Genomic DNA, 25,825 nt, shown 5'->3' on the forward strand with positions numbered 1-25,825 from the left:
CGGAGGCGGCGCCGCGCCGGTCGTAGCATCGGAGGATGACGCGCTCACTGCCGAGAAGCACCCCGTCCGCCCGCTCCGTCGACGCCGAGGGAGTGCTGGCCTTCGTCGAAGGGGTCGAGGCCGCTCCCGGCGTCGAGCTGCACGGGCTGATGGTGGTGCAGGGCGGCGACGTGGTCGCCGAGGGCTGGTGGGCGCCGTACTCGGCCGAGCGGCTGCACCTCTTCTACTCGCTGAGCAAGAGCTTCACCTCGACTGCCGTCGGCCTCGCGGGCGCCGAGGGCCTGGTCGACCTGGACGCCACCGTCCTCTCGTACTTCCCCGAGCTCGACGACGAGATCACCGACCCGCGCTCGCGTGCGCTCCGCGTCCGCCACGTCCTCGCGATGGCGAGCGGCCACTCCGCCGAGACGATCGACCGCGCCGAGGAGGCGGACCCGGTCGACCTGGTGCGCGGCTTCCTCCTCCTCCCGCCGGAGCAGGAGCCGGGCAGCGTGTTCGCCTACAACCAGCCCTGCACCTTCGCCGCCGCCGCGATCGTGCAGCGCGTGAGCGGGCAGTCGCTGACCGACTACCTGCGCCCGCGCCTGCTCGATCCGCTCGGCATCGGCGAGGTCGCCTGGCATCGCGACGACTCGGGGCGCGAGCTCGGCTACAGCGGGCTGCACGCCACCACCGAGGCGGCCGCTGCGCTCGGACTGCTGTACCTGCAGGAGGGGCGCTGGGGCGACCGGCGGATCCTCTCGCCGGAGTGGGTCGCCGAGGCGTCCCGCGCGCACGTCCCGACCCACGAGGACGGCGGACCGGACTGGCAGCAGGGCTACGGCTTCCAGTTCTGGCGGTCGCTGCACGGCTACCGCGCGGACGGCGCGTACGGGCAGTTCAGCCTGATCGTGCCCGAGCACGAGCTCGTGATCGCGCTGACCGGCCAGACCTCGGACACGCAGACGCTGCTCGCGCTCGCCTGGGAGCACCTGCTCCCCGCCGTCGGCCGCGGGTCCACGGCGGAGGCCGACGCCCGGCTGGCCGACCGGCTGTCGGAGCTCGCCCTGCCCCCGCTCGAGGGCGCCTCCCCTGCGACCGGGAGCTACACGCCGGTGGGATCGTGGCCCGACGCCGTCGAGGTGACGGCCGACGAGGGCGGCTGGACGCTCGCGCTGACCGAGGGCGACGAGCGCTTCACGGTGACGCCCGGCGCGGGAGCCTGGACCGTCGACGGGCCGTTCGCGGCGAGCGCCGGACCCTCGGGCGACGGCGTCCTGATCGACGTCGTGTTCCTCGAGACCCCGCACCGCCTGCACGTCGAGCTCGCTCCCGACCGCACCGCCCGCGTCCGCTGGGAGACGGAGCCGCTGCACGACGGCCCGCTCGCCGGGCTGCGCGCCCCGCGCTGACGGCAGGACCCGCTCCGCTCATCCGTCGCGAACGGCCCGTCCGCCCCTCGACGACGGGCCGTTCGCGACGGATCGAGAGGGGTCGCGCTCGGCCGTGCGGATCGCGCGCATCGGGCGGTGCTCACCGGGGGTTGACCGCAGCCGCTACTTCCCGTCGATCCGGCCGAGGGCGGCCCCGTGGTGTCGGAAGGCGTCCCGCGCGGCGCCCCAGCTCCGCGGATCGACGCTGAGCGCGGTGCGGAGGTAGGCGGTGCTCAGCCGCTGCAGCGCGGCGACGCGCTCGGGGTCCGCGTCGGTCGTCTCCGCCACCGAGTCCCCGACGATCCCGCCGAGCGAGTGCTCCGCACCGTGGAGGGTCAGCAGGTCGGAGGCGCCGGGGCTGTGCGTGAAGGCGTCGGTGAACCAGTCGGGGCCGCGCCGCGACATCCGCGACTGGTCACGGTCGCCCGCGACGACCAGGGTCGGTGTGGTCAGCTCGGCGAACGAGGGCCGCAGGAAGGGGAAGCGCTCGCGGGCGAACGGCGCGAGGTCGTCCCCGGCGAGCCCGGTCGCCGCGAGCAGGATCCCGGCGCGGACCCGCTCGTCCGAGAGGTCGGCTCCGGCGGTGCCGTCGTCGTCGAGGACGCGGGCGCCGAGGAGGGCCTGCGCGGTCTGCCCGCCCCAGGAGTGGCCGGCCACGGCGATCCGGGCGCGGTCGATCCGCCCGGCGAGGCCGGGGAGGGCCGCCTCGAGGGTGTCGAGCCGGTCGAGGGAGCGGGTCAGATCGGCGATCCGCTCCGTCCAGATGCTCGGGAAGACCGGGTGGTCGAAGCCGAAGCCGTTGCGGCGGGAGTCGAGATGGGTGGGCTGGATCACGACGAAGCCGCGGGACGCCCAGAAGGCGGTCAGCGGGGCGTAGCCGTCGAGGTTCCAGCCGTTGCCGTGCGAGAACAGCACGACGGGCAGATCCGACCCCGTCGTCGGGGCCGAGACGCGGACCTCGAGCGGGACCGGGCGGCCGGGGGCGTCGAGCGCGACCGGAGCGAGGGAGACGACGGGGGCGCCGGGTCCGACGACGCGGTCGAGGGAGTCGAGGAGCGGAGTGGGCACGAGGATCCTTCCTGGGGGGCGGCGCTCTGGCACAATCGTCGGAGCGCTGCTCCGGAACATTGCGGAGCACTGCTCCGGAACGTGGTGGAGCTGCGCTCGGAGACATTACGGAGCGCCGCTCCGAAAAGCAAGGAGAACCGATGAGCGACCGTGTGCCCCGCACGCCCGGCCGACCGCGGACGAGTCGCGACGCACTGCTCGCCGCCGCGGCGACGGTGTTCGTGGCCTCCGGCGTGGACGCGCCGGTCCGCGAGATCGCGGCGGAGGCCGGCGTCGGCGTGGGGACGATCTACCGGCACTTCCCGACCCGCTCGGAGCTCGTGGTCGCCGTCTACCGCCACCAGGTCGAGGCCTGCGCGGAGGCGGGCCCACGGCTGCTCGCGGACAGCGCGACTCCGGAGGCCGCCCTCCGGGCCTGGGTCGCCCACTTCGTCGACCTCCTGGTGACCAAGCACGGCCTCGCCGGTGCGCTCCAGGGCGACAGCGCCGGATCCGACGCCCTGCACGCCTACTTCGTGGAGCGGCTCGTCCCCGTCTGCGGCGACCTGCTCGAGGCGGCACGACCCGCCCGGATCCCGGCGTCGAGTCTCAGCGGCTACATGCTCCTCAAGGGCATCGGCAACCTCTGCATCGGCGCCGCCCACGATCCGGACTACGACGCCGACACCCTCGTGCAGGCCCTCGTCACCGGAGCGCTGCAGGCGGATCAGCCCTGATCGCCTCCACGGTCCGCTCGACCGCGTCCTCGACCGCCGCCCTGCGGCTCGCGTCGTCCTCGCGCTCGGACTCGTGGACGAAGACGGCCCCGCCGCGCCGGGCTCCGCAGTAGTCGATGATCCCGTGCTGGATCTGCGTCAGCAGCGCCTGCTCGTAGCCGTGCCGCTCGTAGGTCCCGGCGGAGTCCCCCGCGACGAGGACGAGGTGGACGGTCAGAGCGCCGAGCCTGCGCTGCGTGCCGTGGACGGGGTCGATGTCGAAGGCCCAGCCGGCGAGGAAGACGCGGTCGATCCAGCCCTTCAGCAGCGCGGGCATCGACCACCAGTAGACGGGGAAGACGAGCACGAGGTGGTCGACGCCGTCGAGCCGGCGCTGCTCGCGGAGGACGTCGTCGGGAACCGGGCCGACACCGCGGTAGCGGTCCCGGTCGGCCGCGCCGAACCGCGGGTCGAAGCCCTCGGCGTCGAGGTCGGCCGTCTCCACTCCGTCGGGGCCGAGCTCCTCCCGCAGCCGCCGGGCGAGGGCGGCGGTGAGGGAGTCGCGGTCGGGGTGCGCGGTGACGAGGAGGGTGCTCACCGCTCCAGTGAACCGCACCCGCCCTGCGGCACCCCTGGCAGGATGACCCGGTGACTCCGCACCGCTCCCCCCGCCGCCCCGACGTCGTCTCCGTCGAGCTCGTCGGTGGACCGGAGCCGCTCGAGCTCGCCCTGCACGAGCACGACCCCGAGTGGTCCGCCCTGTTCGAGGAGCACCGGCGGCGCATCCTCGAGGCCGTCCCGGGCGTGCGGGTCGAGCACATCGGCTCGACCTCCGTCCCGGGCCTGCCCGCGAAGCCGATCGTCGACGTGCTGGTCGTCGTGCCCGACGTCACGGCGGAGGAGGACCACGTCGCGCCGCTGCTCGCGGCCGGCTACGTCCTGCGCACCCGCGAGCCCGGGCACCGGCTCGTCCGCACGCCCGGACGGGACGCCCACGTCCACATCTACGAGGAGGGTCATCCCGCGATCGACGCGTACCTCCTCCTGCGCGACCGGCTGCGCACCGACCCGGCCGACCGCGAGCTCTACCGCAGCACGAAGGCGTCTCTCCTCCTCCGGCGCTGGGAGGACGGGAACGACTACGCCGAGGCGAAGTCCGCCGTGATCGCGGCCATCCTCGAGCGCGCGAGATCCTCGCAGCCCTGAGATCGATATCCGGAAGAACTGCAGAGCGCTTGCATGCTTCGGAGAGCACGGGTTAGCGTCGGGAAGAGATCGATCTCCGGCCGCGGACCGCCGCGGCGACTCCCCGATGAAGAGGACTCCCGTGAGAAGAAGAATCCTGACCGCCGTCTCCGCCGCGGCCGCCGTCGCCCTCGCCCTGACCGGCTGCTCCTCCGGAGGCGGCGGTGGCGCCTCCGACGATCCGAACGCCGAGGTGCAGTTCTGGTCGTTCACCGGCATCCAGGCCAAGGACAACGTGAGCGAGTACCTCGCGAAGAAGCCCGACGCGAAGGTCAAGCTCACGGAGGTCGGATCCTCCCAGGAGACGGCCACCGCCCTCACTGCGGCCCTCGCCGGAGGGAAGGTGCCCGACCTCGTCATGATCCAGGGCGACGACCTCCCGCGCTTCGTCCAGAACAGCGCCAACTTCCTCGACCTGCGCACGCTGGGCGGCGACGACGTCGGAGCGGACTACCTGCCCTGGGCGGCGGACGCGGCGACCGCGGCGGACGGCTCCGTCGTGGGCGTGCCGACCGACGTGGGCGGCCTCAGCTTCGCCTACCGCGCGGACCTGTTCGAGCAGGCAGGCCTCCCCACCGATCCGGACGAGGTCGCCGCGCTCTGGAGCGACTGGGACGGCTTCCTCGCGACCGGCGAGAAGTACACGGCCGCGACCGGTCAGCCCTTCGTCGACAACGTGGAGACCAGCGTCTTCTACTCGACGATCAACCAGGTCACCGAGAAGTACTACTCCCCCGACGGCGAGCTCGTCTACGACAGGAACCCGCAGGTGGAGGACGCCTTCGACATCGCCGTGAAGGCCCACGACGCGGGGATCAGCGCCGGCATCGCCGCCTTCTCCTCCGGCTGGGCACCCGGCCGGGCGAACGGCTCGTTCGCCGTGACCGTCGCTCCGTCCTGGATCCTCCAGGGCATCAAGACCGACGCCCCCGACACCGCGGGGAACTGGCGCGTCACCTCGGTCCCCGGAGTCGGCGGCAACTGGGGAGGCAGCGTCATCGCCATCCCGGCGCGGGCCGAGCACCCGCAGGCCGCGTGGCAGTACATCCAGACGATGATGTCGGCGGAGGGCCAGGAGGACCACTTCGCCACCTCCGGCACGTTCCCCGCCGCCACCGCCGCCCTGCAGAGCGACAGCGTCCGCGCCTACACCGATCCGTTCTTCGGCGACTCGAGGATCGGCGAGGTGATCGCGAGCTCGGTCGAGGACTTCCCCTCGTTCGTCAACGGCCCGGACACCGGAGCGATCGGCGCCGCCCTCTCGGGGGCGCTGGTCGAGCTGGAGTCCGGCAACGTCTCCTCCGCCGACGCCTTCTCGAGCGGGCTCGACAGCGCTCGCCAGGCGGTCGGCGGCTAGGCCGCACCGCACGTCCGATCGCCCTCGAGCCCTCCGGCTCGGGGGCGATCGCGGTTCGGGCGGCATCGGATGATCGCCGGTTAGCGGAGCGCGCCCTCCAACCGGGCGGAGCGCTCGCGCCTGAAGGTCGAGCAGCGAGGACCGGGCCCGCGCAGCCGTCGGTATCCGGCGACCGAATGGATTCGGATGTTGACGTCATCAGAGCCTCGTGGAAGCCTGATGTTTGCGTGAACATGCGCGAAGTCCCCGGTGCAAAGGAGCACAGCATGACGTCTCGACCACGAACGGCCGCCGCGGCGGTGGCCGCGCTGCTCGTCGCAGCACTCCTGGGAACAGGAGCGCAGTCGGCCTCGGCCGCCGTGGCCACGGATCCCGACGACGGAGTGCCGCGCACCTCGACGCCCGTGACCTACACCGACTACCCGGCGGTCCAGGACCCGGGCAGCACCGCGGCCGGCTACTTCCAGCCCTACTGGTACGACACCGACCGCCGCCACATCCAGGCGCACGGCGGCCAGATCGTCACCGTCGAGGAGGGCGGTCAGCAGGTCCAGTACTGGTACGGCGAGGACCGCACGAAGGGCTACTGGAACAGCCCCGGAGTCGCGGTCTACCGCTCCACCGACGGCCACAACTGGGAGAACAAGGGAACCGCGCTGCGCAGCGTCTCGGCTCCGGCTGACCTCGAGGCCCCCTACTTCGACGCGCTCTACGACACCGTCGACGACTCCGGAGCCCCTCGCGCCGACCGCATCGCGGAGCTCGACTACCACCTCGACACGACGCAGGCCTCGCCGAACACCGCCATCTTCGAGCGCCCCAAGGTCCTCTTCAACGAGAAGACCGGCAAGTGGGTCATGTGGTGGCACTCCGACGGCCGGACCACGCCGGGCGGCAGCACCTACGCGCGCTCGATGGCGGGAGTCGCCGTCTCGGACAGCCCGACCGGGCCCTTCACGCTCCAGGGCGTCTACCGCCTCTACAACCGCACGGACTACAAGGCCTGCACCACCTCCGCCGTGCCCGGGCAGGCACGGGACATGACCGTCTTCCAGGACGAGGACGGCACCGCGTACATCTCCTACTCCTCCGAGGAGAACTACTCGCTCTACGTGGCGAAGCTGGACGCCGACTACACCAACGTCGAGCGGACCACCACGACCGACACCCTCGACGCGAACCAGTACTCGGCCGACGGGACGTACCCCTACGTCTTCGCCGACGGTGCGGCCGGAGCACCGGTGCGCGGCACCGACTTCCAGATCGTCAAGGAGTGCGGACACCTCGAGGCGCCCGCGATCTTCGCCAACGGCGGCAAGTACTACACGATCGCCTCCGGGGCGACCGGCTGGGCGCCGAACCCGCAGACCTACTACACCGCCGACTCGATCCTCGGCGCGTGGACCCGCGGAGTCGAGAAGGGCGACGCCGACGAGAACGTCGCCTACAACGCGATCCCGGAGGGCGGCGACGGCCTGCTCTCGATCGGCGACTCCCGCAAGACCACCTTCGGCTCGCAGTCGACGAACGTCCTCACCCTCGCTCCCGGGAAGTACGTCTACATGGGCGACCGCTGGAACGAGGGCAAGTCGGACTCGACCTACGTCTGGCTCCCGATGACGGTCGGTGAGAACGGCCGCCTTGAGATGCGGAATCCGGCTCAGGAGGACCCGGCGCGCTGGGGGTCCGGCTGGAATCTCTCCTACTGGGACGACAAGGGGGTCGGCGAGGGCGTCTGGTCGGTCGTGGACGCCCGTCTGCCGAAGCAGGTCCGCCGCGGCGCCGACATCGCAGCCGCGCTCCCCTCGACGGTCTCGGTCTCGAGCAACGGCTCGACCCGCGACGTCGCTGTGACCTGGGCCGCCCCCGGCCCCGCCGAGCTCGGCACGGTGCAGGTGACGGGCACGCTCGCCGCCGACGCCGGATTCTCCTCCGGTCGCCGCTTCACCCGCACGATCGAGGTGGCGGAGCCGGGCATCGCGAACCTCGCTCCCGGAGCGTCCGTCGCGGTCTCGAGCCGCACGGACCTCGCCGGCAAGCTCATCGACGGCGACGTCAAGGGCAAGGGCTGGGACGACTGGTCCTCGGCCGGCTACCCGCGCGACAGCCGCCTCTCCTTCTCCTGGGGCGCGGCGCAGAACCTCGACTCGGTGACGGTCAGCACCTACAAGGACGGTGCGACCGCCACCTGGCCCTCGAGGATCGAGGTCGAGTACCAGGTGAACGGCGCATGGACGACCTCCTCGGTCGCCGCCACCCTCAGCCAGGCCGCGACCGGATCCGCCCCGACGGCGATCCTCGACCTGTCCTCCCTGCCCGACACCACGGGCCTCCGCCTGCACCTCACCAGCGCGGCGAACACGTGGCAGTCGGTCTCGGAGGTGCAGATCTGGGGCACCGCGCCGCCGACGAACGTCTGCCGCGTCCCCGGAGCCGCGGTCTCGGCATCGTTCAGCCAGACGAAGTACGCGACCCTCCCCGCGAAGAACGCCTGCGACGGCAACGTGAGCACCCCCTGGTCGACCTGGACCGACGGCACCTTCGCCGGCAGCGCCGAGTTCACGCTGACGAACACCGAGGCGCACCGCGTCGCCGGGCTCACCTTCACCAACACCGAGGGCACCCTGGCGTCGGTGAGCGTGGCCTACCGCGCCGAGGACGGCACCTGGAAGCCGACCACCGCGCAGAACGTCGCTCCGGCGGCGAACGGCACGCTGACCACGATCCCGTTCGCGGCGGTCTCGGCCACCGGCCTGAAGCTGACCTTCTCCACGCCGGGCTCGTTCCTCAAGATCGGCGAGATCGTCGTCCCCGAGGCGGCCGCCCCGGCGCTGACGGTGCCGGTGACCGTGACGTCGCGCTGCGTCGCCGGGAAGGCGGTGCTGACTGTCCTCGCCAAGAACGGCGGCACCGCTCCGATCGACGTCGCGATGGCCTCGGCCTACGGCTCGAAGACGGTCACCGCGGTGGCCGCGGGTGCGAGCGGATCGGCCGCGTTCACCACCCGCCTCGCGAGCATGCCGGGCAGCCAGGTGACGGTGACCGCCACGGCGGGCTCCGAGACCCTCGCGCAGACGGTGGCCTACCCGGCCCGCGTCTGCTGAGCGCACGGCGGCCGGTCGACCGGTCGTGACGGAGGAGGGAGTGCCCGCGGGCGCTCCCTCCTCTGCGTGTGCGGCGCATCATCCGACGCGCAGGGCGAGTGCGGGCTCGATGTGCGCGGCTCAGGGCTCCAGATGCCGAAGGACGTGCCGGGCCTGGGCGGGAGCGCCGTCACGTCGATCTCCGCGGGCGGGAAGGAACGGCCGCTCCCCCGCAGGCGCTCCCCGAGAAGGAGATCGGTCGCCTGATCGATCCGGCTCAGCGCCGCCTCGTCGAAGAGGTGGGCGCACGAGCATGGCCGAGCCCGCTGGCGCGCTCCGCGGCATTCCACCCGGAAGCGGGGGTGCAGAGCACTTCGCGCTCCTGGTAGTAATCACAGGCGGGCGCATCGCAGAGCCCGCAGAACTGGACCGTCCGTGACCCGCACCACCCGCGCTCTCGCCGCGTTCGTCCCGACGACGACCCTCGTGCTCTCCGTGGTGTTCGCCTCCGCCGCACTCGCGCCCGAGGCGATGACCGCCCCGGAAGCGGTGTCGACGCCGACCGCCGCCTCGCCCGCGGAGGATGCGGCGGCGGCTGCGGACCCCTCCGCTCCCGGTGCGGGATCCGGCGCCTCCGACCGCCGCTCCTCGAGCCCCTCCTCCGCGGATCCCGTCGAGCCCCGGCAGCCGACGACCGGCTCCTCCCCCGCAGACCGGCCAGCCGCAGACCCGCCCGCCGCGGACCGTCCCGCCGACTCCCCCTCCGCCACCCCGCCCGACGCCGCCGATCCCCTCACCGGCGAGGACCCGGCCCGCACGCCGCCCCTGCTCCACGACCTCGACGGAGTGGACGTCGACGTCGACATCACCCCTCCCGCGCAGCCCGGCTCCCTCTCGCTCTCCGTCGCCGCCGACGCCGTCGACCTCGCCGAGTCGGGCTCCACCGCCCTCCAGCGCCGGTTCACAGGCGGGCTTCCCACGGTCACAGTCACCGACTCGCGCGTCGGCGCGCAGAACGACTGGTACGTCCTCGCCTCGGCGAGCGCCCTCACCGGCCCGAGCGCCTCGATCGGAGCCGACCACCTCGGCTGGACCCCGCGCCTGATCACCGGCACGAGTGCCGTCGCGGGCGATCCGGTCGCCTCCTCCCTCGAGGGAGGCGCGGGCCTGCGGGACGCGCTGCTGCTCGGAGCCGCCGGCGGAGCCGGCACCTGGAGCGCCGACGCCGAGCTGCGGCTGCTCGCCGAGCCGGACGTCGAGGCTGGCTCCTACCGCTCGACGATCACGCTGTCGCTGTTCGCCTAGGCGCGGACCAGCGCAACGGCCGGGGACCTCGCCCCGCGGTCACTCCTGAGCGACCGCGACCGCCACGACGAGCGCGGAGTGGACCGCCGGCTCCGAGACGGCGAAGTAGCGGCTCGAGCCCTCGATCCAGGCCTCGGTCGCGCCCTCCCTGGTGCGGAAGCGGACGGGCTCGTCGCTCGACGTCCCGCGCCCGTCGGCCTTCGCGACCGCCTGCGAGCGCAGATCGGCGAGCACCTGCTCCGCCGTCGTCGCCCCGGACGCCACGCGGTCGCGGACGCTGCGGGCGCGCACCGCGTCGATCCCGATGTCGCGTCCGGTCGCCAGCGCCGCGACCACCGCGCCGTCGCAGTGCGCGATGCTGATCCGCATCCGCTCCAGCGCCGGGTGCTCGCCGCGGAGCACCGGGCGGCCGTGCGGTCCGGAGCAGCGCTCGCAGCGCGCGTCCACGGCGACCTCGAGGGGATCGATCCCGAGCGTCTCGGCGGCCAGCTCGCGCACGAGGACCCGGCCGAGGAGGAAGCCGTCCCGGACCTCGCGCCGACTCGTCGCCTCGTAGCGCAGGCGCTCGGCGAGGGTGAGCAGGCGCAGCATCCGGTGGCGGGCGGAGTCGAGGACCTCGGGCCGCGCCCAGCGCAGCTGCACGTCGTCGGTGGCGAGGAGGGGGAGTCCGGTCATGCCCCGGACGCTACGCACGCCAGGCGACATCGGCGTGACGGGAGGGTGGCCGGAGGGAGACGGGCCGCTGTTGACTGGGAGGCGTGCAGACCTTCCTCCCCTACCCCGACTTCCACCGCAGCGTCCGCGCCCTCGACGGCAAGCGGCTCGGCAAGCAGCGCGTCGAGACGCTGCAGGTCATGCGGGCGCTGACCGTCCCGGGGTACGGCTGGCAGAACCACCCCGTCACGCGGATGTGGCGGGGCTACCGGCCGGCGCTGATGACCTACCAGCGCGAGACCTGCGCGGAGTGGACGGAGCGCGGCTTCGCCGACACGTGCCTCGTGAAGACCGAGGAGGCCCTCGCCGCCGCCCCGGAGGATCTCGCCGCCTACCTGACCGGCGACTACCCGCTCCCGCCGTGGTTCGGCGACGAGCGGCTGCACCTCTCGCACCGCTCGAAGCTCGTGGCCAAGGACGAGGACCACTACGGCCCGCTGTTCCCCGGCACGCCGCAGGGGCTCGACTACCTCTGGCCCGTCGGCGCCTGAGCTCAGGCCGCGGGCGGGCGGAGGAACGGGATCGCGATGCGCGGACGGAACACCTCGCGCTGGTTCGCCTTCACCAGTCCGCAGATGATCAGCACGAAGTGCACCAGCCAGAGCACGGCGAACAGCGTGATCGGGATGCCGATCGGGTAGAAGCCCTTCGCGAGCGGGGTGTCGGAGGCGGCGAAGAGCAGCACGACGTGCGCGCCGAGCGTCACGACCCCGATCAGGATCACTGTCAGGCCCCAGTTCGCCGCGTTCCGCGCGTTCTCGGCGGCGAGGCCGCCCTTCCTCCGGGCGGACGGGTACACGGACGCCATGACGATGCCGCCCACGATGAGGCTGAGGAACGGGATCCCGATGAACGCGAGGAAGCCGAGAGCGTACGAGAGGGCGCCCGTGGGCGGTGCGGGGACGGCCTGCGGAGGCGCGACCGGAGCGGCCTCCGGGGTCGTCGCGTCGGCCGGTCGGGGGTCGGAGGAGGGGCTCGCCATGCCGACAGCCTAGGGAACGCCGTCCCCCGGGTGGCGGTCAGGGTCTTTTCAGGCCTCTGGCCGGGCCTTCGTCTTCGGGGGCTCTCGGGTTAGTCTGTCGAGGTTGACCTGCCGCACGGAGCGTGCAGGGCGTCGGCCGCGGTCGTCGCAGCATCCGGGGGGATTCGCGAAGGAGAAGGTTTGGCGTCCGACAGAAGGACCACCGGTGGTGTGGTCAAGGCGATCGTGGGCTTCCTGGGCATGAGCGTCGTGGCCGGAGTCCTCGTGACCGCCACCGTCACCCCGGCCGTGGCGCTCGCCGGAGTCGCCGCGAACCAGTCGATCGGCGTCTTCGACGGCCTGCCCGACTACCTCGAGGTCGACAAGCTCTCCGAGAAGAGCAACATCTACGCGACCGGCTCCGACGGCCCGCAGCTGCTCGCCTCCTTCTACGTCGAGAACCGCGTCGAGGTGCCGCTCGACCGCATCGCCCAGGCCGCCAAGGACGCCGCCGTCTCGGGTGAGGACCCCCGTTTCTACGACCACGGCGGAGTCGACCTCCCCGGCACCCTCCGCGCCGTCGCTCAGACCTACGTGCTCGGCAACGACGTGCAGGGCGGATCCTCGATCACCCAGCAGTACGTGAAGAACGTCCTCGTCGAGAAGGCCGTCCGCAACATCTCGGACGACGCCGAGCGCGCGGCCGCGATCGACGAGGCCACCCGGACCTCCCCCGAGCGCAAGCTCCGCGAGATGAAGCTCGCCATCGGCCTCGAGAAGCAGTACACGAAGGACCAGATCCTCCAGGGCTACCTCAACATCGCGTTCTTCGGAGGCACCACCTACGGCCTCGAGACCGCCGCGAACTACTACTACGCGACCTCGGGCGCGGACCTCTCGATCGCCCAGGCCGCGAGCCTCATCGCGATCGTCAACAACCCGGCCGTCCTGCGGATCGACCAGCCCGACAATCCGGACAACGGCGCCGCGAACGGCTACGCCCGCAACAAGGACCGCCGCGACTACATCATCGGCAAGATGCTCGAGGAGGGGAAGATCTCGCAGGAGGACCACGACGCCGCCGTCGCCGCTCCGATCGAGCCCCGCATCACCCAGCCCAGCACCGGCTGCTCGACCGCGGGCAACGCGGGCTTCTTCTGCGACTACGTCACCAACGTCCTGAAGAACAACGAGATCTTCGGCGCCGACGAGGACACCCGCTGGACCAACTTCCGCCGCGGCGGCCTCGACGTCTACACGACGCTCGACGTCGGCCTGCAGGACGCGGCCGTCGCCGCCGTCGACGCGCAGGTCCCGCAGACCTGGAACTTCGACGTCGGAGCCGTCTCCGTCAGCGTCGAGGTCGGATCCGGGCGCGTGCTCGCGATGACGCAGAACAAGAAGTACTCGCAGGATCCGGACGTCCTCACGACCGATCCGTCCTACAGCGCCGTGAACTACAGCACCGATCGGGCCAACGGCGGATCCTCCGGGATCCAGCCGGGCTCGACCTACAAGCTCTTCACGCTGGTGGAGTGGCTGAAGGAGGGCCACAGCATCAACGAGTCGGTCGACGGGACGCGCAAGTCCACCTGGGGCACCTTCACGGACTCCTGCGTCTCCGGCGGCACCGACACGAGCAACGAGACGAGCGCGAAGAACGACGAGGGCGGAACCGGCGAGGTCGGCACCCCGGTGTCCTTCACGAAGACCTCCCTCAACACCGGCTTCGTCGGCATGGCCCGTGAGCTCGACCTGTGCGGCATCCGCGACACCGCGGTCGACATGGGGGTGAAGCAGGGCAGCGGCGAGGAGCTCGAGCACAACCCGTCGTCGGTGCTCGGCACGAACTACGTCTCGCCCCTCTCGATGGCCGGCGCCTTCGCCACCATCGCCTCCGGCGGCACGACCTGCGACCCCGTCGCGATCGACCGCATCACCGACTCCGCCGGAGCCGACCAGCCGGTGCCCCCGGCGAACTGCCGCCAGTCGATCGACCGCAACGTCGCCGCCACCGCGGCCGTCGCGCTGCAGGCGACCTTCACCGGCGGAGGGACGGCCGTGGCCTCCCGCACCGGCGACGGCGTTCCGCTGATCGGCAAGACCGGCACCACCGACGACGCGAAGGCCACCTGGATGACCGGAGCGAGCACCCGCGTCGCGACCGCCGTCGGCGTGTTCAACGTGAAGGGCGACGCGAACCTGCGCCTCGGCCGCTACTCCTTCGACTCCGGATCCGCCGCCACCGCGCGCCACCGCATCTGGCCGGTCGTCATGCGCGCCGCCGACGCGACGTACGGCGGGACGGAGTTCCCGGAGGCCGACGGCTCGCTGCAGGTCGTCCCGAAGGTCGACATCCCGGATGTCGTCGGGCTCTCCTCCGCCGACGCCGAGGCCAAGCTCGAGGCGGCCGGCTTCGGCGTCGTGCAGGGCGGCACGGAGGCGAGCGACGCCGCGGTCGGGACGGTCACCCGCGCCGACCCGTCGGGCTCGGCCCCGCGCGGCACCGCGATCACCGTGTTCACCAGCTCCGGCAACCAGAAGACCGTGCCGAACGTGACGGGCCAGGATCTGGAGGCCGCGAAGAACGCCTTCGGCGCAGCCGGCTTCACGAAGATCACGCTCGCCTGCGCCGAGGACCCGAAGGCGCCCGACGCCGGCCAGGTCACCGGGCAGGAGCCGGCCGGCGGCTCCCCCGTCGCTCCGGACGCCACGCTGAAGGTGACGATCACCGCGAAGAAGTGCCCCTGACCGGCGCCTGACGGCTCGCGAGAACGCGTCCGGCCCGCGAGGATCCTCGGATCCCGCGGGCCGGACGCGTTCCTGTCGGACGACGGCGTCGGAGCCGGGCCTACTGCCCGCGGCCCCGGATCGCGCCGACGATCGCGACGGTCGCGAAGTAGACGATGAGGGCCAGCACGCCGAACGAGGCGAGCGCCCCGCTGGCCTCGGCCCAGGGCCGTCGCTCGTCCGTCATGGTGCCGGGCATGACGATGTCGAGGGCGAACATGCCCACCGCCAGGGCGAAGCAGACGAGGCTCAGCACGAGCAGCGCCCGGACCGCCTTGCCCACGGGGTCGTAGTAGCGCGGGTTCGACATCGTGCCTCCGGTTCTCGTGCTCTCGTGTCTATCCCGCCGGGACCGCTGTGGCAAGCCGTGGGGACGCGAAGACCCCCGCCCCTCCCCTCTGCGGGCGCCGCTCACGATGACGGACGGTGCCGTCGTCACGAGCGGTGTCTCGCGGGAGGAGGAGGGACGGGGGTCGGAGCGGGACCGGCTACGCGGCCAGCGGGAGGGCGGCGGCCGAGGTCACCAGCAGCTCGCCGCCGACGGCGTCGACGCGGACAGCGCCTCCGTCGGAGACCTCGCCGCTGACGAACAGGTCGGCGATCCGGTCGTCGATGGAGCGCTGGACGAGGCGGCGCAGGGGCCGGGCGCCGTACTGCGGCTCGTAGCCGTTCTCGGCGAGCCAGTCGACGGCCGCCTCCGTCACCTCGAGCGTCACCTCGCGGGGAGCGAGGCGGGAGCGCGTGGTGTCGAGGACGATGCCGACGATCTCCCGCAGCTGCTCGCGGCCGAGGCGGCGGAACAGGACGATCTCGTCGATCCGGTTGAGGAACTCGGGGCGCATCGCCTCGCGGAGACGGCCCATGACGCGATCCCGCAGGTCCTTCTCCGAGGCGAAGCCCTCGGCCGACGCATCGCTCTGAGCGACGAAGCCGAGCGCACCCGACCGCGAGGCCAGGAACTCCGAGCCGAGGTTCGAGGTCATGATGATCACCGTGTTGCGGAAGTCGACCGTCCGCCCCTGGCCGTCGGTCAGACGCCCGTCGTCGAGCACCTGCAGCAGCAGGTTGAACACGTCGGGGTGCGCCTTCTCGATCTCGTCGAAGAGGACCACCGAGTACGGGTTCCGGCGCACGCGCTCGGTCAGCTGACCGGCCTCGTCGTAGCCGACGTACCCGGGAGGGGCGCCGACCAGCCGCGAGACCGTGTGACGCTCGCCGAACTCGCTCATGTCGAAGCGGATGACCGACTGCTCGTCGGCGAAGAGGGAGCCTGCGAGGGTGCGCGCCAGCTCCGTCTTGCCGACACCGGTCGGGCCGAGGAAGAGGAACGAGCCGACCGGGCGCGAGGAGTCGCCGAGGCCTGTGCGGCTGCGGCGGACGGCCCGGGCGACAGCGGTGACCGCGTCGTCCTGGCCGATGACCCGCTGGTGCAGCTCGGTCTCGAGGTGCGCGAGGCGCTCGCGCTCCCCCTCCGTGAGCCGCGACACCGGGATGCCGGTGGCGCGGGCGATGACGGCCGCGATCTCGGTCTCGCCGACGACCGCCTCCGCGGGGGCGCTGCCGGTAGCCGCGTCGAGATCCGCCTGCACGGCGCTGATCTCGTCGCGGACGCGGGACGCCTCCTCGTAGTGCTCGGCCGAGACGGCCGCGTTCTTGTCGGCCTCCAGGGTCGCCAGACGCTCGAGCAGAGCTCCGGTGTCGACGCCGGCTCCGAGGCGGAGGCGGAGGCGCGCGCCGGCCTGGTCGATCAGGTCGATCGCCTTGTCGGGCAGCACGCGGTCGGTGAGGTACCGGGCCGAGAGCTCGACGGAGGCGCGCAGGGCCTCGTCCGTGAAGCGCACGCGGTGGTGCTCCTCGTAGGCGGGGCGCAGGCCGTGCAGGATGGCGACCGCGTCCTCGATGCCGGGCTCGCCGACGCGGACCGGCTGGAAGCGCCGCTCCAGTGCCGGGTCCTTCTCGATGGTGCGGTACTCCTTGAGCGTGGTGGCGCCGACGAGGTGCAGCTCGCCTCGGGCCAGACGCGGCTTGAGGATGTTGCCCGCGTCCATGCCGCCCTCGCCGCCGCCGCCCGCACCGACGACGGTGTGGACCTCGTCGATGAAGACGATCAGCTCGCCGGAGTGCGCCGCGATCTCGTCCATGGTGCCGGTGAGGCGCTCCTCGAAGTCGCCGCGGTAGCGGGTGCCCGCCAGCATGCCGGGGAGGTCGAGCGAGATCACGCGCTTGCCGCGCAGCTGCTCGGGGACCTCCTCCGCCACGATCGCGCGGGCCAGGCCCTCGACGATCGCGGTCTTGCCGACGCCGGCCTCGCCGACGAGCACCGGGTTGTTCTTGGTACGGCGGCTGAGGATCTCGACGGTCTGCTCGATCTCGTCGGCGCGCCCGATGACCGGGTCGAGCCGGCCCTCGCGGGCGAGAGCGGTGAGGTCGGTGCCGAACTTGTCGAGCAGCGGAGTGTCGGAGGCGGGCTGTCCCGCCTCCTGCTGCCGCGGGGCCTCGGTCTCGCGCATGCCCTGGGTGAGGGCCTCGGCGGTGACGCCGGCGCGGGCGAGGACCTGCCCGGCGGGGGCGTCCTGGCCGAGCACGAGCGCGAAGAAGAGGTGCTCGGGCTCGATGTAGGTCGAACCGCTGGAGCGGGCGACCTGGTAGGCGTGGAACAGCGCGCGCTGCGCGCTGGGGGTGATGGTGGCCGCGTTCTGCGAGGCGTGGGCCTCGTCGGCCTGCGGGAGGCGCGCCTCCGCGGCGGTGGCGATGGCGGCGGGGTCGACGCCGATGCGGCGCACGGCCTGCGAGACGGTCTCGTCGTCGATGAGCACGCGGAGCACGTGCAGGGCGTCGAGCTCGGTCTGGCCGCGCTCGAGGGCGAAGCGTCCTGCGGACTGCAGGATGTCGCGGGTACGGGCGGTGAGGAATCGGCTGAGGTCGATCGACCGCGCCGCGCGGGCGCGCTCACCGTCGAGGTAGCGGGCGAGGAAGTCGTCGAACGAGCTCGCTCCGGCCTCGCTGTAGTTGTCGGGCACCTGTCCTCCTGAGGAAGTTGAGTCGGTTACGCTCAAGTTCAACGCAGGGGTGCCGTTCCTATTCCCGCCCCTCCCCCGCGAGATGCCGCTTCGGTCCACGGCACACCGCGGCGGGCGTTCCGACCGGCGTCTCGCGGGGACGGGAAGAGGCACGGACTCCGGGGAGTCCGTGCCTCTCTGCGCCGACGCGCATTTCCTCCGGGGTGGGAGCTCTAGGGGACGAGGTAGCCCGCCGCGCGGAACAGCTCGTACCACTCCGGCCGCGTGAGCGGCAGATCGGAGCCGAGGGCCGCATCGCGCACGCGCTGCTCGTTGGTCGTGCCGAGCACGACCTGCATGCCCGCCGGGTGGCGGGTGATCCAGGCGGTGGCCACGGCGATCGCCGGGACCTCGTAGGTCGCTGCGAGCCGGTCGATGACGGCGTTCAGCTCGGGGTAGGCCGGGTTGTCGAGGAAGACGCCGGTGAAGAACCCCGCCTGGAAGGGCGACCAGGCCTGGACGGTGATGTCGTTCAGGCGGCAGTAGTCGAGGATGCCGGCGTCGCGCATGACGGACTGGTCCTCGCCGACCATGTTGGAGGCGACACCCTGCGCGATCAGCGGCGCATGAGTGATCGAGAGCTGCAGCTGGTTCGCCACGATCGGCTGGTTCAGCGACTTCTTCAGCAGCTCGATCTGGTACGGCGTCTGGTTCGAGACGCCGAAGTGCTTCACCTTGCCGGACGCGTGCAGCTCGTCGAACGCGCGGGCCACCTCGTCGGGCTCGACGAGCGCGTCGGGCCGGTGCAGGAGCAGCACGTCGACGTAGTCGGTGCGCAGCGCCTTCAGCGAGCCCTCGACCGAGGCGATGAGGTGCTCGTACGAGAAGTCGAAGTAGGGGCCGTCCGGGACGATGCCCGCCTTGGTCTGCAGGACGACCTGCTCACGCTCCGACGGGGTGAGCGCCATCGCCTCGGCGAAGCGCTCCTCGCAGCGGTGCAGCTCGCCGCCGTACACGTCGGCGTGGTCGAAGAAGTCGATGCCGGAGTCGCGGGCGGCGCCGACGAGGCCGCGGATCGCCTCGTCGCTCATCTCGGGGATGCGCATGAGGCCGAGGACGACGTTCGGGGAGTCGACACCGGAGGTGCCGAGGGGGACGTGCTTCACAGGGAGTGCTCCTTCGTTGGATACCTCGTCCACGCTAGGCGCCCCGCCTGGGCGCCGTCCAACAGGGGGTGCTGGTGCGATTCATCCGGTGGAGTGGTGAATCGGCGGAGTGGTCGGCTGGGCGGCGGTGCACCCCGTGCTCGACGGCTTCCCCCGGGTGCTGATGCGCCTGGCCCTCTGAGGCGCGCACGACGGCCGCTCCGGCCCCGCTCCGCGAGACACCGACGTGCCGCGCGAGGCGCCGCCGACAGGACGGCGCCTCGGCGACAGGGCGGCGCCTCGCCGTGTGCGGTGACCCGGCGCCCGCCCGCCGCCCGGAGACGAGGAACGGCCCCTCACCCGCGAGGGGAGGGGCCGTTCGCCGTGGAGGCCGGGACGTGGTGTCGACGCCTAGAAGTCCCAGTCCTCGTCCTCGGTGTTCACGGCCTTGCCGATCACGTAGGAGGAGCCGGAGCCCGAGAAGAAGTCGTGGTTCTCGTCCGCGTTGGGCGAGAGGGCCGACAGGATCGCGGGGTTCACATCGGTGACCTGCTTGGGGAACATCGGCTCGTAGCCGAGGTTCATCAGCGCCTTGTTGGCGTTGTAGTGCAGGAACTTCTTGACGTCCTCGGTCAGGCCGAGCTGGTCGTAGAGGTCCTGCGTGTACTGCGCCTCGTTGTCGTAGAGCTCGTAGAGCAGCGAGAACGTGTAGTCCTTGATCTCGTCGCGCTTGGCCTGGTCGACCCGCTCGAGTCCCTTCTGGAACTTGTAGCCGATGTAGTAGCCGTGCACGGCCTCGTCGCGGATGATCAGGCGCACGAGGTCGGCCGTGTTGGTGAGCTTGGCACGCGAGGACCAGTACATCGGCAGGTAGAAGCCCGAGTAGAAGAGGAACGACTCCAGCAGCGTGGAGGCGACCTTCCGCTTCAGCGGGTCGTCGCCGCGGTAGTAGTCCATCACGATGGACGCCTTCTTCTGCAGGTTCGGGTTCTCCATCGACCAGCGGAAGGCCTCGTCGATGTCCTGGGTGTTCGACAGGGTCGAGAACACCGAGGAGTACGACTTGGCGTGGACCGACTCCATGAACGCGATGTTCGTGTAGACGGCCTCCTCGTGAGGCGTGATCGCGTCCGGGATGAGCGAGACGGCGCCGACGGTGCCCTGCACGGTGTCGAGCAGGGTGAGCCCGGTGAACACGCGCATGGTGAGCTGCTGCTCCTGGTGCGTGAGCGTGTTCCACGACTGGATGTCGTTCGACAGCGGGACCTTCTCGGGCAGCCAGAAGTTGCTCGTGAGGCGGTTCCACACCTCGACGTCCTTGTCGTCCTGGATCCGGTTCCAGTTGATCGCCTGGACGGAGTCGACGAGCTTGAGCTTCTCGGGGGGAGTCATGATTCCTTCTCGCTGCTGCGGATGGGTCGTGCGGAGGGGGGTGGGGCTGCGTGCTCTAGAGCATGCACGAGACGCACTGGTCGAGCTCGGTGCCCTCGAGCGCCAGCTGACGGATGCGGATGTAGTAGATCGTCTTGATGCCCTTGCGCCAGGCGTAGATCTGGGCGCGGTTGACGTCGCGGGTGGTCGCCGTGTCCTTGAAGAAGAGCGTGAGCGAGAGGCCCTGGTCGACGTGCTGCGTGGCCGCGGCGTAGGTGTCGATGATCTTCTCGTAGCCGATCTCGTACGCGTCCTGGTAGTACTCCAGGTTGTCGTTCGTCATGAACGGCGCCGGGTAGTAGACGCGGCCGAGCTTGCCCTCCTTGCGGATCTCGATCTTCGACGCGATCGGGTGGATCGAGGACGTCGAGTTGTTGATGTACGAGATCGAGCCGGTCGGCGGGACGGCCTGCAGGTTCTGGTTGTAGATGCCGTGCTCCATGACCGAGGCCTTGAGCGCACGCCAGTCGTCCCGGGTGGGAACCGCGATGCCCGAGTCGGCGAAGAGGCGGGAGACGCGCTCGGTGGCCGGCGCCCACTCCTTCTCGGTGTAGGTGTCGAAGAACTCGCCCGAGGCGTACTTCGAGTCGGCGAAGCCCTCGAAGGTGGTGCCGCGCTCGATGGAGAGGTTGTTGGAGGCACGCAGGGCGTGGAACAGCACCGAGTAAAAGTAGATGTTGGTGAAGTCGATGCCCTCCTCGGATCCGTAGTGGATCCGCTCGCGGGCGAGGTAGCCGTGCAGGTTCATCTGGCCGAGGCCGATGGCGTGCGACTTGTCGTTGCCGTCCTCGATCGAGCGGACCGAGGTGATGTGCGACTGGTCGGACACCGAGGTGAGGCCGCGGATCGCGGTCTCGATGGTGCGGCCGAAGTCGGGCGAGTCCATCGTCAGCGCGATGTTCAGCGAGCCGAGGTTGCAGGAGATGTCCTTGCCGATCTGCGCATAGGAGAGGTCCTCGTTGTAGGTCGTCGGAGTGTTGACCTGGAGGATCTCGGAGCAGAGGTTGGACATGTTGATGCGGCCCTTGATCGGGTTCGCCTGGTTCACCGTGTCCTCGAACACGATGTAGGGGTAGCCCGACTCGAACTGGATCTCGGCGATGGTCTGGAAGAACTCGCGCGCCGAGATCTTGGTCTTCTTGATGCGCGGGTCGTCGACCATCTCGCGGTACTTCTCCGAGAGGGAGATGTCGCCGAAGGGGATGCCGTAGACGCGCTCGACGTCGTAGGGCGAGAAGAGGTACATGTCCTCGTTGTTCTTCGCGAGCTCGAACGTGATGTCGGGCACGACGACGCCGAGGGAGAGCGTCTTGATGCGGATCTTCTCGTCTGCGTTCTCGCGCTTGGTGTCGAGGAAGCGGAGGATGTCGGGGTGGTGCGCCGAGAGGTACACCGCTCCCGCGCCCTGGCGCGCGCCGAGCTGGTTGGCGTAGCTGAAGCTGTCCTCGAGGAGCTTCATCACGGGGATGATGCCCGAGGACTGGTTCTCGATCTGCTTGATCGGGGCGCCGGCCTCGCGGATGTTCGAGAGCGAGAGGGCGACGCCGCCGCCGCGCTTGGAGAGCTGGAGCGCGGAGTTGATGCCGCGGGCGATCGACTCCATGTTGTCCTCGATGCGCAGCAGGAAGCAGGAGACGAGCTCGCCGCGCTGGGCCTTGCCGGTGTTGAGGAAGGTCGGGGTCGCGGGCTGGAAGCGGCCGGCGACGATCTCCTCGACGAGGGCGGTCGCGAGCGTCTCGTCGCCCTGGGCGAGGCCGAGGGCGGTCATCACGACGCGGTCCTCGAAGCGCTCGAGGTAGCGCTTCCCGTCGAACGTCTTGAGCGTGTACGAGGTGTAGTACTTGAACGCGCCGAGGAAGGTCGCGAAGCGGAACTTCTTCGAGTACGCCAGGTCGTTGAGCTGCTGGATGAACTCGAACGAGTACTGGTCGAGCACGGCCTGCTCGTAGTACTCCTTCTCGACCAGGTAGTCGAGGCGCTCCTTGAGCGTGTGGAAGAACACCGTGTTCTGGTTGACGTGCTGCAGGAAGAACTCGCGAGCGGCCTCGCGGTCCTTGTCGAACTGGATCTCTCCGTTCGGGCCGTAGAGGTTCAGCATCGCGTTGAGCGAGTGGTAGTCCATCTGTGCGGCGTCGCGGGGAGCGTCGATCACTGCTGCGTCCAAAACGTGTCCAATCCTTCGTCGACGGCGCGGACGTCGTCGGGTGTTCCGAATACTTCGAATCGATAGAGGTGCGGCACCTCGCACTTGCGGGCGATGATGTCGCCGGCGAGGCAGTACGCCTCGCCGAAGTTCGTGTTGCCGGCGCCGATGACGCCGCGGATCAGGGAGCGGTTGCACGGATCGTTGAGGAACCGGATGACCTGCTTGGGGACCGCTCCTCCGCCGTTGCCGCCGCCGTAGGTGGGGAGGACGAGCACGTACGGCTCGTGGACGTGGAGCGTGTCGAGGGCGGCTCCGTCGCGGCGGGCGTGGAGCGGGATGCGCTGCGCCGGCCGTCCGAGCTTCTCGATGAAACGGTGCGTGTTCCCCGAGCTGCTGGAGAAGTACACGAGCCCGCTCATCCTTCGGCCCCTCTCCCCGTCAGCTGCTGTTCTCGGTCCCGCCTCTGAGGCGGCTGCGTGGTGAGCCGCGAGGCGGAGGAGGAAGCCGCAGCGGCGCTACGGCGCCCGCCGACGACGTCGCGGATCGCCGTCCGTGCGCCTCAGAGGGTCGCGATCTTGTCGGGGCGGAAGCCGGACCAGTGGTCGTCGTCCGTGATGACGACCGGCGCCTGGAGGTAGCCGAGGGCCTTGACGGCCTCGAGGGCCTTCTCGTCCACGGAGAGGTCGAACACCTCGTAGTCGATGCCCTTGCTGTCGAGGGCGCGGTACGTCGCGGTGCACTGGACGCAGGAGGGCTTGGTGTAGACCGTCACAGCCATGGGTGTCGCCTTTCGGAGGGGGTGTCCCGGTGCCGCTCCCCGACCGGCGGCTCGCGATGCGGGCGGGGTCGGAGGGTGGTCCGGGTGAGTTCTGGGTGCCGGTGGGGCTCTCGCTCCGACCTGCTCAGCAATACTACATATAGGGGGCGGGCCGGCGTCAGCCCACTAGAGGTAGTAGTTACAGCCGTGTAGTTATCCACCGGTTCCTCCCCCGTTCATCCACAGGCCGGAGCCCGTGGAACCGCGGAAGGACGCGGATCCGGACGAACCATCCACAGGTGTGGACAGAAGGATCCCGTTCACTGTGTACAACGCGCCACGGCGTGTCGGCATGCCCGACCGGTGGGGTCCGCGCGGCGGCTCGACCACAAGATGTGGTGGTCGGATCGCATCGCGGGGCATGCCCGGACGGTACGCCCGACCACCGACACCGCGAACGGTCAGAGGAGCTGCGCGGCCCACTCCCGGGCGACGGCGCGCAGGTGCGGGAACGGGTCCGCGAGTGCCGCGGACGAGGAGCCGGCCGCCTCCGTCAGCGACACCGCCGCGGTGAAGCCGGGAGTCGGCGCCGCGATCGCCCCGGCGACGAGGAGCGTCCGCGCCCCGGCCGCCTCGGCGAGCGCGAGGACGTGCACCGGGACCTTGCCGGCGGCGGACTGCGCGTCGAAGCGCCCCTCCCCCGTGATGACGACGTCCGCGCCCGCGAGGAGCGCCGGGAGCCCGATCGCCCGTCCGACGGCGTCGGCGCCGGAGGTCGGGTACGCGCCCCAGGCGAGCAGACCGAAGCCCGTCCCGCCCGCCGCCCCGGAGCCCGGCGCATCGGGATCCGCGTCCAGGTGCGCGGCGAGACGGCGGAGGCCGCTCTCGAGGAGGAGGACGTCCTCGGGGCCGGCCCCCTTCTGCGGTCCGAAGACGCGGGCCGCCCCGGAGTCGCCGAGCAGCGGGGTCGCGACGTCGCTGAGCACGACCGCGCCTCCGGGCGGCAGAGGACGCAGCCCGCGGAGGTCGGCGGCGGCGAGCGCGGGCAGCGCACCGCCTCCCTCGCCGAGGTCGCGGCCGGAGGCGGCGGAGAAGCGTGCGCCGAGCTCGCGCAGCGCTCCGACTCCGCCGTCGGTCGAGGCGCTGCCGCCGATCGCCAGCAGCAGGGCGTGCGCCCCCGCGTCGAGGGCGGCGGCGATCGCGCGGCCGAAGCCGCGCGTGTGCGCGGTGAGCGGTCGGAGCGGGTCGAGCAGCGTGATGCCGCTCGTGGAGGCGAGCTCGACGACGGCTGTCCCGTCGGGGAGCAGCAGCCACCAGGCGCGGACCGGCCGGTCGTCCGGGCCGGGCACGACGACCGGCCGCCGAAGCGACCCCGGGACCGCGAGTGCGAAGGCCTCGACCGTGCCCTCTCCCCCGTCGGCCATCGGCGCGAGGACGATCTCGTCTCCCGCGCGCGCAGCGCTCCAGCCCTCGGCGATCGCCCGTGCGACCTCGACCGCGCTCGCCGACCCCTTGAAGGAGTCGGGCGCGACGACGACCCTCAGCCTGCCCACGCGCTCAGTGTGGCACCGCGCCGCCGCTCAGAGCGGGGTCGCGAGCCGGTAGCCGCGCTTGATCACCGTCGCCACGAGCCGCGGTTCGGGGAGGGCCTGACGGAGGCGGCTGACGGCGACGTCGACCGCGTGGTCGTCGAGCGCCTCCGGCGCGGAGGCCGCGAGGACGTGACGCGCGACGGTCGCGCCCTCGGCGGCGACGAGAGTCCGGAACAGCGCGAGCGCGACCGGGGTCAGCGCCACCCGGGTCCCGGCCAGGACGGCGTGCCGGCCTCGGAGCTCGAGAGTGCCGAAGGCCGTCTCGATGCGGGGCGACGCCTGCTCGAGGTGCTCGCAGGTCAGGCGGATGAGCGCGCCCATCCGGAACCGGTCCGGCACGACCGGGAGGATCCCTGCCTCGACCAGGGGTGCTGCGGTCACCGGGCCGACGGCGGCGGCGACCACCGTCTCGCGGAAGGCCGCCTGGAGGTCGTCGAGGCGGCCCGCGGCCTCCGCGACCGTGAAGAGCGCCTCCACCGCCGGCGCGCTGGTGAAGGTGACGGCGTCGATGCCCCCTCCGCAGACCGCGTCGATCAGCCGCAGCACCCGGGCGGAGTCCTCGTGCACGCTCCAGCGGTAGGGCGCGGCCGTGAGCACCCGGGCGCCGGCGTCGCGGAGACGCTGCAGCTGAGCCGGGTCGGTGAATCCGTGCAGCTGCACCGCGATCGTGCGGCCGGCGACGCCCTCGCGCAGGGCCAGGTCGACGAGGGAGGTGGTCGTCTCGCGCTCGCTCATCCCGTGGTCGTCGAGACCCGCCGCACGGATCGCTCCGCGCGCCTTGGGTCCTCGGACGAGGATCCGCGCGGAGGACAGCGCGTCGGCCAGCTCGATCCCCGCGGCGTCCGCGGCCTCGAGCCAGCGCCGCAGGCCGTAGGAGGTGGTGGCGAGGAGCACGTCGGGACGGGCGGCGACGATGGCGCGGGTCTCCTCCTCGAGCGCGCCCTCGGTGTCGACGCCGCGCATTCTGATGGTGGGGGCGTGCGTGACGGCGGCACCGCGGCGCTCGAACGCGGCGATCAGGTCCTCGGAGCGGCGGTCGGAGGTGACCCCGATGCGGAAGCCGTCCAGCTGGTCGGGTCGGAACCCCACGGCGGCGTCGGGATCGGTGCCGGTCATGCTCGGCCC

General features: G+C 71.5%; 21 protein-coding genes. 8 read left to right on the forward strand and 13 right to left on the reverse strand.

Translation table 11 applies throughout. The annotated features are described in order from the left end of the window. Positions 1 to 35 precede the first annotated feature (35 nt). Positions 36 to 1,391, forward strand: coding sequence for a serine hydrolase domain-containing protein (locus GTU71_RS08315; RefSeq protein WP_159939658.1), 1,356 nt, complete (start codon positions 36 to 38; stop codon positions 1,389 to 1,391). Positions 1,392 to 1,535: 144 nt separating this feature from the next. On the opposite strand, the gene GTU71_RS08320 is transcribed toward GTU71_RS08315, so the two are convergent. Beyond that, complete coding sequence (locus GTU71_RS08320) at positions 1,536 to 2,480, reverse strand: alpha/beta fold hydrolase (RefSeq protein WP_244230505.1); 945 nt, start codon at positions 2,478 to 2,480, stop codon at positions 1,536 to 1,538. 140 nt (positions 2,481 to 2,620) lie between these two features. Here GTU71_RS08320 and GTU71_RS08325 point away from each other — a divergent pair, with 140 nt between their 5' ends. Continuing rightward, positions 2,621 to 3,196 carry a TetR/AcrR family transcriptional regulator gene (locus tag GTU71_RS08325; RefSeq protein WP_159939660.1) on the forward strand — a complete coding sequence of 192 codons (576 nt, stop codon included), beginning with the start codon at positions 2,621 to 2,623 and terminating at the stop codon, positions 3,194 to 3,196. On the opposite strand, the gene GTU71_RS08330 is transcribed toward GTU71_RS08325, so the two are convergent. Beyond that, entirely contained in the window at positions 3,165 to 3,773 is a 609-nt protein-coding gene (locus tag GTU71_RS08330) for an NAD(P)H-dependent oxidoreductase (protein WP_104324799.1), read from the reverse strand. The genes GTU71_RS08325 and GTU71_RS08330 overlap by 32 nt on opposite strands. A 50-nt stretch (positions 3,774 to 3,823) precedes the next feature. Here GTU71_RS08330 and GTU71_RS08335 point away from each other — a divergent pair, with 50 nt between their 5' ends. The 4 genes from GTU71_RS08335 to GTU71_RS08350 all read left to right on the forward strand — a co-directional run bounded on the left by GTU71_RS08335 (position 3,824) and on the right by GTU71_RS08350 (position 10,165). Beyond that, positions 3,824 to 4,381, forward strand: a complete 558-nt coding sequence (locus tag GTU71_RS08335) for a GrpB family protein (RefSeq protein WP_104283949.1) — start codon at positions 3,824 to 3,826, stop codon at positions 4,379 to 4,381. Between the two features lie 121 nt (positions 4,382 to 4,502). Continuing rightward, complete coding sequence (locus GTU71_RS08340) at positions 4,503 to 5,777, forward strand: extracellular solute-binding protein (protein ID WP_159939661.1); 1,275 nt, start codon at positions 4,503 to 4,505, stop codon at positions 5,775 to 5,777. A 266-nt stretch (positions 5,778 to 6,043) separates the two neighbouring features. Next, the gene (locus tag GTU71_RS08345; protein ID WP_159939662.1) at positions 6,044 to 8,881 is read left to right on the forward strand and encodes a discoidin domain-containing protein; all 2,838 of its coding nucleotides are present in this window, start codon (positions 6,044 to 6,046) and stop codon (positions 8,879 to 8,881) included. 414 nt (positions 8,882 to 9,295) lie between these two features. Continuing rightward, entirely contained in the window at positions 9,296 to 10,165 is an 870-nt protein-coding gene (locus tag GTU71_RS08350; protein WP_159939663.1) for a hypothetical protein, read from the forward strand. A 39-nt stretch (positions 10,166 to 10,204) separates the two neighbouring features. On the opposite strand, the gene GTU71_RS08355 is transcribed toward GTU71_RS08350, so the two are convergent. After that, positions 10,205 to 10,840: a 4-phosphopantetheinyl transferase gene (locus tag GTU71_RS08355; RefSeq protein ID WP_104329538.1), complete on the reverse strand. Its 636-nt coding sequence runs from the start codon at positions 10,838 to 10,840 to the stop codon at positions 10,205 to 10,207. A gap of 83 nt (positions 10,841 to 10,923) precedes the next feature. Between GTU71_RS08355 and GTU71_RS08360 the strand changes: the two genes are divergently transcribed. Continuing rightward, the gene (locus GTU71_RS08360; protein ID WP_159939664.1) at positions 10,924 to 11,370 is read left to right on the forward strand and encodes an MSMEG_6728 family protein; all 447 of its coding nucleotides are present in this window, start codon (positions 10,924 to 10,926) and stop codon (positions 11,368 to 11,370) included. 2 nt (positions 11,371 to 11,372) lie between these two features. On the opposite strand, the gene GTU71_RS08365 is transcribed toward GTU71_RS08360, so the two are convergent. Beyond that, positions 11,373 to 11,861, reverse strand: a complete 489-nt coding sequence (locus tag GTU71_RS08365) for a DUF4870 domain-containing protein (protein WP_104250929.1) — start codon at positions 11,859 to 11,861, stop codon at positions 11,373 to 11,375. Positions 11,862 to 12,041: 180 nt separating this feature from the next. Between GTU71_RS08365 and GTU71_RS08370 the strand changes: the two genes are divergently transcribed. Further along, on the forward strand, positions 12,042 to 14,591 hold the full coding sequence (locus GTU71_RS08370; protein ID WP_244230506.1) for a transglycosylase domain-containing protein: 2,550 nt from the start codon (positions 12,042 to 12,044) through the stop codon (positions 14,589 to 14,591). Positions 14,592 to 14,691: 100 nt separating this feature from the next. On the opposite strand, the gene GTU71_RS08375 is transcribed toward GTU71_RS08370, so the two are convergent. The 9 genes from GTU71_RS08375 to GTU71_RS08415 all read right to left on the reverse strand — a co-directional run bounded on the left by GTU71_RS08375 (position 14,692) and on the right by GTU71_RS08415 (position 25,816). Beyond that, on the reverse strand, positions 14,692 to 14,940 hold the full coding sequence (locus GTU71_RS08375; protein WP_104224361.1) for a hypothetical protein: 249 nt from the start codon (positions 14,938 to 14,940) through the stop codon (positions 14,692 to 14,694). 178 nt (positions 14,941 to 15,118) lie between these two features. Then, the gene (locus tag GTU71_RS08380) at positions 15,119 to 17,650 is read right to left on the reverse strand and encodes an ATP-dependent Clp protease ATP-binding subunit (protein WP_159939665.1); all 2,532 of its coding nucleotides are present in this window, start codon (positions 17,648 to 17,650) and stop codon (positions 15,119 to 15,121) included. 212 nt (positions 17,651 to 17,862) lie between these two features. After that, positions 17,863 to 18,795, reverse strand: a complete 933-nt coding sequence (locus GTU71_RS08385) for an aldo/keto reductase (protein WP_258061406.1) — start codon at positions 18,793 to 18,795, stop codon at positions 17,863 to 17,865. Between the two features lie 390 nt (positions 18,796 to 19,185). Further along, positions 19,186 to 20,166 (reverse strand): class 1b ribonucleoside-diphosphate reductase subunit beta, encoded by a 981-nt coding sequence (nrdF, locus tag GTU71_RS08390; protein ID WP_104224358.1) that lies wholly within the window; start codon positions 20,164 to 20,166, stop codon positions 19,186 to 19,188. A gap of 55 nt (positions 20,167 to 20,221) precedes the next feature. Beyond that, the gene (gene nrdE / locus GTU71_RS08395; protein WP_104250945.1) at positions 20,222 to 22,327 is read right to left on the reverse strand and encodes a class 1b ribonucleoside-diphosphate reductase subunit alpha; all 2,106 of its coding nucleotides are present in this window, start codon (positions 22,325 to 22,327) and stop codon (positions 20,222 to 20,224) included. Between the two features lie 26 nt (positions 22,328 to 22,353). Continuing rightward, a complete protein-coding gene (nrdI, locus tag GTU71_RS08400) occupies positions 22,354 to 22,770 on the reverse strand; it encodes a class Ib ribonucleoside-diphosphate reductase assembly flavoprotein NrdI (RefSeq protein WP_104224357.1) in 417 nt (138 codons plus the stop codon). Positions 22,771 to 22,910: 140 nt separating this feature from the next. Further along, a complete protein-coding gene (gene nrdH / locus GTU71_RS08405; RefSeq protein WP_068255139.1) occupies positions 22,911 to 23,129 on the reverse strand; it encodes a glutaredoxin-like protein NrdH in 219 nt (72 codons plus the stop codon). Between the two features lie 440 nt (positions 23,130 to 23,569). Further along, on the reverse strand, positions 23,570 to 24,652 hold the full coding sequence (locus GTU71_RS08410; RefSeq protein ID WP_159941154.1) for a glycerate kinase: 1,083 nt from the start codon (positions 24,650 to 24,652) through the stop codon (positions 23,570 to 23,572). A gap of 36 nt (positions 24,653 to 24,688) precedes the next feature. Beyond that, complete coding sequence (locus GTU71_RS08415; RefSeq protein ID WP_104238252.1) at positions 24,689 to 25,816, reverse strand: uroporphyrinogen-III synthase; 1,128 nt, start codon at positions 25,814 to 25,816, stop codon at positions 24,689 to 24,691. Positions 25,817 to 25,825 lie beyond the last annotated feature (9 nt).

The sequence above is a fragment of the Rathayibacter sp. VKM Ac-2762 genome, assembly GCF_009866585.1.
GTDB lineage: Bacteria > Actinomycetota > Actinomycetes > Actinomycetales > Microbacteriaceae > Rathayibacter.

Coding starts and splice junctions, on each gene's coding strand:
- GTU71_RS08315 (WP_159939658.1), top strand. CDS start 36: ATGACGCGCTCACTGCCGAGAAGCACCCCGTCCGCCCGCTCCGTCGAC.
- nrdE (WP_104250945.1), bottom strand. CDS start 22,327: ATGGACTACCACTCGCTCAACGCGATGCTGAACCTCTACGGCCCGAAC.
- GTU71_RS08365 (WP_104250929.1), bottom strand. CDS start 11,861: ATGGCGAGCCCCTCCTCCGACCCCCGACCGGCCGACGCGACGACCCCG.
- GTU71_RS08345 (WP_159939662.1), top strand. CDS start 6,044: ATGACGTCTCGACCACGAACGGCCGCCGCGGCGGTGGCCGCGCTGCTC.
- GTU71_RS08415 (WP_104238252.1), bottom strand. CDS start 25,816: ATGACCGGCACCGATCCCGACGCCGCCGTGGGGTTCCGACCCGACCAG.
- GTU71_RS08325 (WP_159939660.1), top strand. CDS start 2,621: ATGAGCGACCGTGTGCCCCGCACGCCCGGCCGACCGCGGACGAGTCGC.
- nrdH (WP_068255139.1), bottom strand. CDS start 23,129: ATGGCTGTGACGGTCTACACCAAGCCCTCCTGCGTCCAGTGCACCGCG.
- GTU71_RS08375 (WP_104224361.1), bottom strand. CDS start 14,940: ATGTCGAACCCGCGCTACTACGACCCCGTGGGCAAGGCGGTCCGGGCG.
- nrdI (WP_104224357.1), bottom strand. CDS start 22,770: ATGAGCGGGCTCGTGTACTTCTCCAGCAGCTCGGGGAACACGCACCGT.
- nrdF (WP_104224358.1), bottom strand. CDS start 20,166: ATGACTCCCCCCGAGAAGCTCAAGCTCGTCGACTCCGTCCAGGCGATC.
- GTU71_RS08355 (WP_104329538.1), bottom strand. CDS start 10,840: ATGACCGGACTCCCCCTCCTCGCCACCGACGACGTGCAGCTGCGCTGG.